The organism is Frankia sp. CeRuru1 (assembly GCF_977966315.1).
Window position 1 is genome coordinate 1 of record NZ_CDWWEW010000258.1, and the last position, 7,253, is coordinate 7,253.

5 protein-coding genes are annotated in these 7,253 nt (G+C 69.9%); 3 read left to right on the forward strand and 2 right to left on the reverse strand.

Annotated elements, in window-relative coordinates:
* The first annotated feature begins 636 nt into the window (after window positions 1-636).
* A complete protein-coding gene (locus AC08OP_RS17160) occupies window positions 637-1,518 on the forward strand; it encodes a glycosyltransferase (protein ID WP_476615121.1) in 882 nt (293 codons plus the stop codon).
* 165 nt (window positions 1,519-1,683) lie between these two features.
* Here the strand turns inward: AC08OP_RS17160 and AC08OP_RS17165 are convergent, their stop codons facing one another.
* Window positions 1,684-2,382, reverse strand: a complete 699-nt coding sequence (locus tag AC08OP_RS17165; protein WP_476615118.1) for an MBL fold metallo-hydrolase — start codon at window positions 2,380-2,382, stop codon at window positions 1,684-1,686.
* Window positions 2,383-2,626: 244 nt separating this feature from the next.
* On the opposite strand from AC08OP_RS17165, the gene uvrA reads away from it, so the two are divergent.
* The gene (gene uvrA / locus AC08OP_RS17170) at window positions 2,627-5,566 is read left to right on the forward strand and encodes an excinuclease ABC subunit UvrA (protein ID WP_476615119.1); all 2,940 of its coding nucleotides are present in this window, start codon (window positions 2,627-2,629) and stop codon (window positions 5,564-5,566) included.
* On the opposite strand, the gene AC08OP_RS17175 is transcribed toward uvrA, so the two are convergent.
* Window positions 5,509-5,922 (reverse strand): SsgA family sporulation/cell division regulator, encoded by a 414-nt coding sequence (locus tag AC08OP_RS17175; protein WP_462186162.1) that lies wholly within the window; start codon window positions 5,920-5,922, stop codon window positions 5,509-5,511. The two genes, uvrA and AC08OP_RS17175, sit on opposite strands and share 58 nt — an antisense overlap.
* Window positions 5,923-6,172: 250 nt before the next feature.
* Here AC08OP_RS17175 and uvrC point away from each other — a divergent pair.
* A partial coding sequence (uvrC, locus tag AC08OP_RS17180; protein WP_476615120.1) for an excinuclease ABC subunit UvrC occupies window positions 6,173-7,253 on the forward strand: 1,081 nt, incomplete at its 3' end.

Below are 7,253 nucleotides of genomic sequence, written 5' to 3' on the forward strand. Positions count from 1 at the left end.
GCCGAAGGCTCCCAGGCGGCGCCCCGATGATCAGCGGGCGATGGGCCGGCGGGGTCGTCGCGTCGAGCGGCTTCTCTAACGCCGTCGCCCCGTCCCGGGTGAGCGGACCGTCCGGGGCGGTGGCCAGCGCCACGGCGCTCGCCGTGGCCTGGCCCTCGGTGAGCATGATCGGCGCAAGGGCCGTGGTCTGGTCGGGAAAGTGCGACTGTTCACCCGGAGGCGGGCCGCCCGTGACGTCAGGCGGGTGACGAACCGGGCCCGGTTCGCCGCGCGTCCGGAAACATATCGAGGAATGGTGTCGCGACGCGCCGGGAACGAGGATGCCGGACAGCCCTGGCTCAGCGGTTATGCTGGTTCCGGCGGGTACTGCGGTACATCGGTGCACGTCCAGCCGCCGGAACGTATCTCTCTGACGCGGGCGAGGAGACGCGCGGGCGGGAATACTCGACGTTCCAGGGCCGATCGTGTGTACTCGTTCGGTGTGAGCTGTGGTCCTTCCTCGCCGATTCTTCCCGAAATTTCGCAGCTCGTTGCGGGCGCACTAGCCGAAGGCGGATGATGCACAGGCTGTTGGCGGTCGTCGTTTCTCACGGGGGATCGACGTCTCTGTACCGGTTGCTGACCACACTGGATGCCATGGCGGAATGTCGGGTATTTCTGGTGGAGAATGACGGGAAAGCCCGGCATGATGCGTTGCCGGACGGTGTGCGCGTGGTCCAGGGGCACGGGAACGTCGGATACGGTACCGCGGTGAACCTCGCTGTCCGCCGTGCCGTGGAGGACGGGCTGCGGCCGGAGTGGATCCTGGTGGTCAACAGTGACGTGACGGTCCCTGCCGACACCGCGACGATGATCCCGAAGCTGCTCGCCTGGGCCGCGTCGTCCGCCGACGTGGTCGGCTTCCCGATCCGCGGCATGGCGGGCGAGCGGGGGCGGGCGAGTGCCGTCCTGCCGCGCCCGCGGACGAACGCTTACACGGCGGTACGGGGCGAGATCGCCGCGGTGGAGAGGTGGCCGGAACTGCGCTATCCGGTCGGCGCCTTCTTCGCCGTCCGTTCGGAGATTTTCCTACGGCTGGGCGGATTCGACCCGTCGTACTGGATGTACTACGAGGAGACGGATCTGTTCGCCCGGTTGCACGCCGCGGGCGGGCGCATCGTCTGGGCGGACGACGCCTGGCCGGTCGTACATGTGGGCGGGGAGACCGTCGGGCGGTCCGGGCTGCTGTACGCCGAACTCGGCCGGTCGGCCGCCACCTATGCCCGGCGGCACCGTCACGACGTGGGCCGGTCGTGGACCGCGGTGCACGCGGCCCAGCTGACCGTCCTCGCCGCGCGCAAATTGGCCGTGGGCCGGTCGCATGACGCGTTGCGCGCGGTCCGGATCCTCTCCGGGCTGGTGAGCGGGCTGGCCCGGCCAGGCTGGGAGCCCGCGGTCAGCTCACGGTGGCGCGCCGTCCCGGCCGAGACGCGGTTGCGTCTCGGCCATCTCCGCCCGGTACCGCGGACGCCGCAGTAGCGGCAGGATGATCTGATCGGTGATCTTGCCGACGGCTTCCCCGGACAGTAGGCACAGCGTCAGCATCACCTCGTTCCGGAGGAGGTCTCAGGGGACTGAGCGCATCCGTGGCGTGAGCGCGTCGAGGCCGAGCTCGCCATACCGGAGCCGGCCTCACCGCCGCCGTCACCAGCCGCGGGCGCGCCATTCCGCCAGGTGCGGGCGTTCGGCGCCGAGGGTGGTGTCGTGTCCGTGGCCCGGGTAGATCCAGGTGGTGTCCGGCAGTGGGCCGAAGATCTTGCGTTCGAGGCCGTCCATCAGCGTCGTAAAGGCCTGTTCGTCACCGAACGTGTTTCCAGGGCCGCCAGGGAACAGGCAGTCTCCGGTGAAGAGGTGGGGGGCGGCGGGATCGGCCTCGTAGAGCAGGGCGATGGATCCGGCTGTGTGCCCGACCAGGTGGATCACCCGAAGGGTGGCCGTCCCGACGGCGACCTCGTCTCCGTCGCGCACCTGCCGCGCGGTGGGCACCGGAATGGCGGGGGCGTCGTCCGGATGGGCGACCGTGCTGGCCCCGGTGGTGGTGACCACATCTGCGAGGGCCTGCACATGATCATCGTGCTGATGGCTGGTGACCACCGTCGCCAGCCCCGCGTCCCCGACGAGCCGCAGCAGCGTGTCGGCCTCGTTTGCCGCGTCGACGAGCAGCTGCTCCCCGGTGACCGGGCAGCGCAGCAGGTAGGCGTTATTGTTCATCGGGCCGACGGCGATCTTGGTGATCGACAGGCCTGGCAGGGTCCGCACGTCGGCCGGACCGCCGACCGTGACTTTCCCGGTGTACTCGGTGTAGCCGGTGCGGCTGGTGTCGCCGCCGTCGGCGTCGCTCATGGTGATCCTCTCCGGAGCGGATGGCGCGGATGGGACGGGAACAGGGGATAGCTGCTGGTCGTTACGGTCCGTCAGGTGGCACCGGGAGATCTGATGCCTCTGACGCCTCCGAGGTCTCTATCGGATTCGACGGATTCGTCCGGCTGGTGGTAGGTGGCCGCCCCCGGAAAAGTGTCGGTCCTCATCCGTAGCATGGCCACACTCGCCCAGGTCCGGTCTTACTGAAGATCATGAGGGTTTGTCGATGGCCGATCGTCTTGTCGTGCGTGGCGCGCGTGAACACAATCTCCGTGACGTCGACCTCGACCTGCCCCGCGACGGGCTGATCGTCTTCACCGGTATGTCCGGGTCCGGCAAGTCCAGCCTCGCCTTCGACACAATCTTCGCCGAGGGGCAGCGGCGCTACGTGGAGTCGCTGTCAGCCTATGCTCGGCAGTTCCTCGGGCAGATGGACAAGCCCGACGTCGACTTCATCGAGGGGCTGTCCCCGGCCGTCTCCATCGATCAGAAGTCGACCTCGCGCAACCCGCGGTCCACCGTCGGCACGATCACCGAGGTCTACGACTACCTGCGGCTGCTCTTCGCCCGCGCCGGCCGCCCGCACTGCCCGAAGTGCGGGCGGCTGATCTCCCGGCAGACCCCGCAGCAGATCGTCGACCGGCTGCTGGAGCTGCCCGAGGGCACCCGCTTCCAGGTGCTGGCCCCGGTGGTGCGTGGCCGCAAGGGCGAGTATGTCGACCTGTTCGCCGAGCTGCAGAGCTCCGGGTTCGCGCGGGCCCGCGTCGACGGCACGGTGGTGCCGCTCACCGATCCGCCGAAGCTGGAGAAGCAGCGCAAGCATACGATCGAGGTCGTCGTCGACCGGCTCGCGATCAAGCCGTCGGCGAAGCGGCGGCTCACCGACTCGGTGGAGACGGCCCTGAAGCTGGGCGGCGGGCTCGTCCTGGTCGACTTCGTCGACCGCGACGCCGACGACCCCGAGCGCGAGCGGATGTACTCCGAGCATCTGGCCTGCCTCTACGACGACCTCTCCTTTGAGGAGCTGGAGCCGCGGTCGTTCTCGTTCAACTCGCCATACGGTGCCTGCCCCGAGTGCACCGGGATCGGGACCCGCAAGGAGGTCGACCCGGAGCTCGTCGTGCCCGACCCCACCCTGTCGCTGGCGCAGGGCGCGGTGGCCCCCTGGTCGGGCGGCCACAACAAGGAGTACTTCGAACGGTTGCTCACGGCCCTTGCCGAGGACCTCAGCTTCAAGATGGGCACCCCGTGGGAGGGGCTGCCCGAGCGGGCCCGCAAGGCCGTGCTGTACGGCAGCGGCGACACCGAGATCCACGTCGGCTACACCAACCGCTACGGCCGCAAGCGTTCCTACTACACCTCCTTCGAGGGCGTGATCGGCTTCCTGGGCCGCCGGCACCGCGAGGCCGAGTCGGACAGCAGCCGGGAGCGGTACGAGGGCTACATGCGCGATGTCCCCTGCCCGGCCTGCCGCGGCGCGCGGCTGAAGTCGGAGTCACTTGCGGTGACGCTGGGCGGTCGGTCGATCGCCGAGGTTTCGGGTCTGGCGATCGGTGAGTGCGCCGTGTTCCTGCGCGGGCTCGACCTCACCGAACGGGAGCGGGCCATCGCCGGCCGGGTGCTCAAGGAGGTCGACGCGCGGCTGACGTTCCTGCTGGACGTGGGGCTGGACTACCTCTCCCTCGACCGGGCCGCCGGCACCCTGGCGGGCGGCGAGGCACAGCGCATCCGGCTGGCCACCCAGATCGGTTCCGGGCTCGTCGGGGTGCTGTACGTGCTCGACGAGCCGTCGATCGGCCTGCACCAGCGGGACAACCGCCGGCTCATCCAGACCCTGCTGCGGCTGCGCGACCTGGGCAACACGCTCATCGTCGTCGAGCACGACGAGGACACGATCCGCGCCTCCGACTGGGTGGTCGACATCGGCCCCGGCGCCGGCGAGCACGGCGGTCGGGTCGTCGTCTCCGGGCCGGTCGAGAAGCTGCTCGCCAGCGAGGAGTCGATGACCGGCGCCTACCTGTCCGGGCGGCGCCGGATCCCGGTGCCCGACATCCGCCGGGTGCCGACCAAGGGCCGGGCACTGACCGTGCACGGGGCCCGGGAGCACAACCTGCGCGACGTCACCGTGTCGTTCCCGCTGGGCTGTTTCGTGGCCGTCACCGGGGTGTCGGGCTCGGGGAAGTCCACCCTCGTCAACGACATCCTCGCCGCCGTCCTGGCGAACAAGCTCAACGGCGCCCGGGAGGTGCCGGGCCGGCACCGCACCGTCAGCGGGCTCGACCATCTCGACAAGGCGGTCCGGGTCGACCAGTCCCCGATCGGACGCACGCCGCGGTCCAACCCCGCCACCTACACCGGCGTGTTCGACCACATCCGCCGGCTGTTCGCCGAGACGACCGAGGCGAAGGTCCGCGGCTATCTGCCGGGCCGGTTCTCGTTCAACGTCAAGGGCGGGCGGTGCGAGGCGTGTTCCGGTGACGGCACCCTCAAGATCGAGATGAACTTCCTGCCGGACGTGTACGTGCCGTGCGAGGTCTGCCACGGCGACCGGTACAACCGGGAGACGCTGGAGGTGCACTACAAGGGCAGGAACATCGCCGAGGTGCTCGACATGCCGATCGAGGAGGCGGCGGAGTTCTTCGCCGCGGTGCCGGCCATCGCCCGGCACCTGCGGACGCTGAACGACGTCGGCTTGGGGTACGTCCGGCTCGGCCAGTCGGCGCCGACCCTGTCCGGCGGCGAGGCGCAGCGGGTCAAGCTCGCCTCGGAGCTGCAGCGGCGCTCCACCGGCCGGACGGTCTACGTGCTCGACGAGCCGACGACCGGTCTGCACTTCGAGGACATCCGCAAGCTGCTCGGCGTGCTCGGCCGGCTGGTCGACGCCGGGAACACGGTCATCGTGATCGAGCACAACCTCGATGTCATCAAGACGGCGGACTGGATCATTGATCTGGGGCCGGAGGGGGGCACGGGAGGCGGCCGGGTCGTCGCGCAGGGGTCGCCCGAGGCCGTGGCGGCGGTCGAGGAGAGCCACACCGCGGTCTTCCTCCGGGAGATCCTCGGTGACCGGGTCGCCGAGGTGGGACCGGTCCCGCCTTCTCAGGCTTCTCAGGTCTGCAGCAGGTCCGCGAGGACGGCGTCCAGCTCCTGTTCGGTGTGCTCCTGACCGGTCGGGACAAGCCGCTCGGTGCGGTCCAGGAAGCTGCGCAGCGACGACGCCGCGACCACCACCACGGATCGGCGGTCGCCGTGCACCAGGTCGAGCCGCACGCCGCGCCGATCCGCGTCGGGACCGATCCGGACGTCCCCGTCGCCCACCGCCGTCTCCAGGCCGGCGCGCAGGGTGTCGCGTGGTGCCACCCAGCTGCCCTGCGGCAGCGCGGGATGTTCCGGCCTGGACACCAGCGTCATGGACACAGCCAACGGGTCGCGGGCGCCCCAGCAGATCTGGAACACGGTGATCCGCCCACGGCTGGACGCGTCGTCCACGACGAACTCCGCCGTGACGTCCTTACCAAGCACGCGCTGGCTCCCTCGGTTCGCTTGCCCGATGTGTCGAGGGTCGCAGCCCTCCGCCCCGGACGCCAGCGGGGGCTCCCGAAACAGCGGAAGGTGTGTAATCGGTCACGACACTGCCGGGTGGCCGTCGCCGCTCGTCACCCTACCGCCACCATCGGAGGGAACCCGCTGCCAAGCCCGCACGCTATGCGTGATGAAATGGTTACGTGCAGGTGCTGCTTGCTCGGGATGAAGGTCGCCGTAGGCTCGCTTCATGGCTGATCCGGCGTCCTACCGGCCCGCCCCGGGCTCGATCCCCGAGACACCCGGTGTCTATCGTTTCCGTGACGAGCACGGTCGCGTGCTCTATGTCGGCAAGGCCAAGAACCTGCGGGCCCGGCTGGCCAACTACTTCGCCGAGTTGCACACCCTCCATCCGCGCACGCAGCACATGGTCTCCTCGGCGAGCTCGGTCGACTGGACCGTCGTCTCGACCGAGGTCGAGGCCCTCCAGCTCGAGTACACGTGGATCAAGGAGTTCGACCCGCGCTTCAACGTCCGCTACCGCGACGACAAGAGCTACCCGAGTCTCGCCGTGACCCTCCACGAGGAGTTCCCGCGCCTGCAGGTCATGCGGGGACCCAAGCGCAAGGGTGTCCGGTACTTCGGCCCGTATGCGCATGCCTGGGCCATCCGGGAGACCCTCGATCTGCTCCTGCGGGTCTTCCCCGCCCGCACGTGCTCGGGCGGGGTCTTCAAACGGGCCGCGCAGGTCGGACGGCCGTGCCTGCTCGGGTACATCGACCGGTGCTCGGCACCCTGCGTGGGACGGGTCGACGCGGCCACCCACCGGGAGATCGTCGAGGACTTCTGCGACTTCATGTCCGGGCAGGCGGGCCGTTACCTGCGTCGGCTCGAACGGGAGATGCAGCAGGCGGCGCAGGCCCAGGAGTACGAACGCGCCGCGCGGCTGCGCGACGACATCGGCGCCCTGCGCCGTGCGGTCGAGAAGCAGGCCGTGGTTCTGCCCGACGGCACCGACGCCGACGTCATCGCCTTCGCCGAGGACGAGCTGGAGGCCGCCGTCGCGGTGTTCTACGTGCGTGGCGGGCGGGTACGCGGCCAGCGGGGCTGGGTCGTCGACAAGCTCGACGAGGTCACGACCGCGGACCTCGTCGAGCAGTTCCTCACCCAGGAGTACCTCGACGGCACGGGAGCGGCCTCGACCGGGACCGTTGGTTCGACGGTGCCCACGACCACCGCGGGATCCCAGGGGGAGGGCATCCCCCGCGAGATCCTGGTGCCCGCCCTGCCGCCCGGCGTCGAGGCGGTCACCGAACTGCTCGGCGCGGCCC

Bases quoted from the DNA above. Each gene is read 5' to 3' on its own strand.
- AC08OP_RS17160 (WP_476615121.1), top strand. From the start codon at position 637: ATGGCGGAATGTCGGGTATTTCTGGTGGAGAATGACGGGAAAGCCCGG.
- AC08OP_RS17165 (WP_476615118.1), bottom strand. From the start codon at position 2,382: ATGAGCGACGCCGACGGCGGCGACACCAGCCGCACCGGCTACACCGAG.
- uvrA (WP_476615119.1), top strand. From the start codon at position 2,627: ATGGCCGATCGTCTTGTCGTGCGTGGCGCGCGTGAACACAATCTCCGT.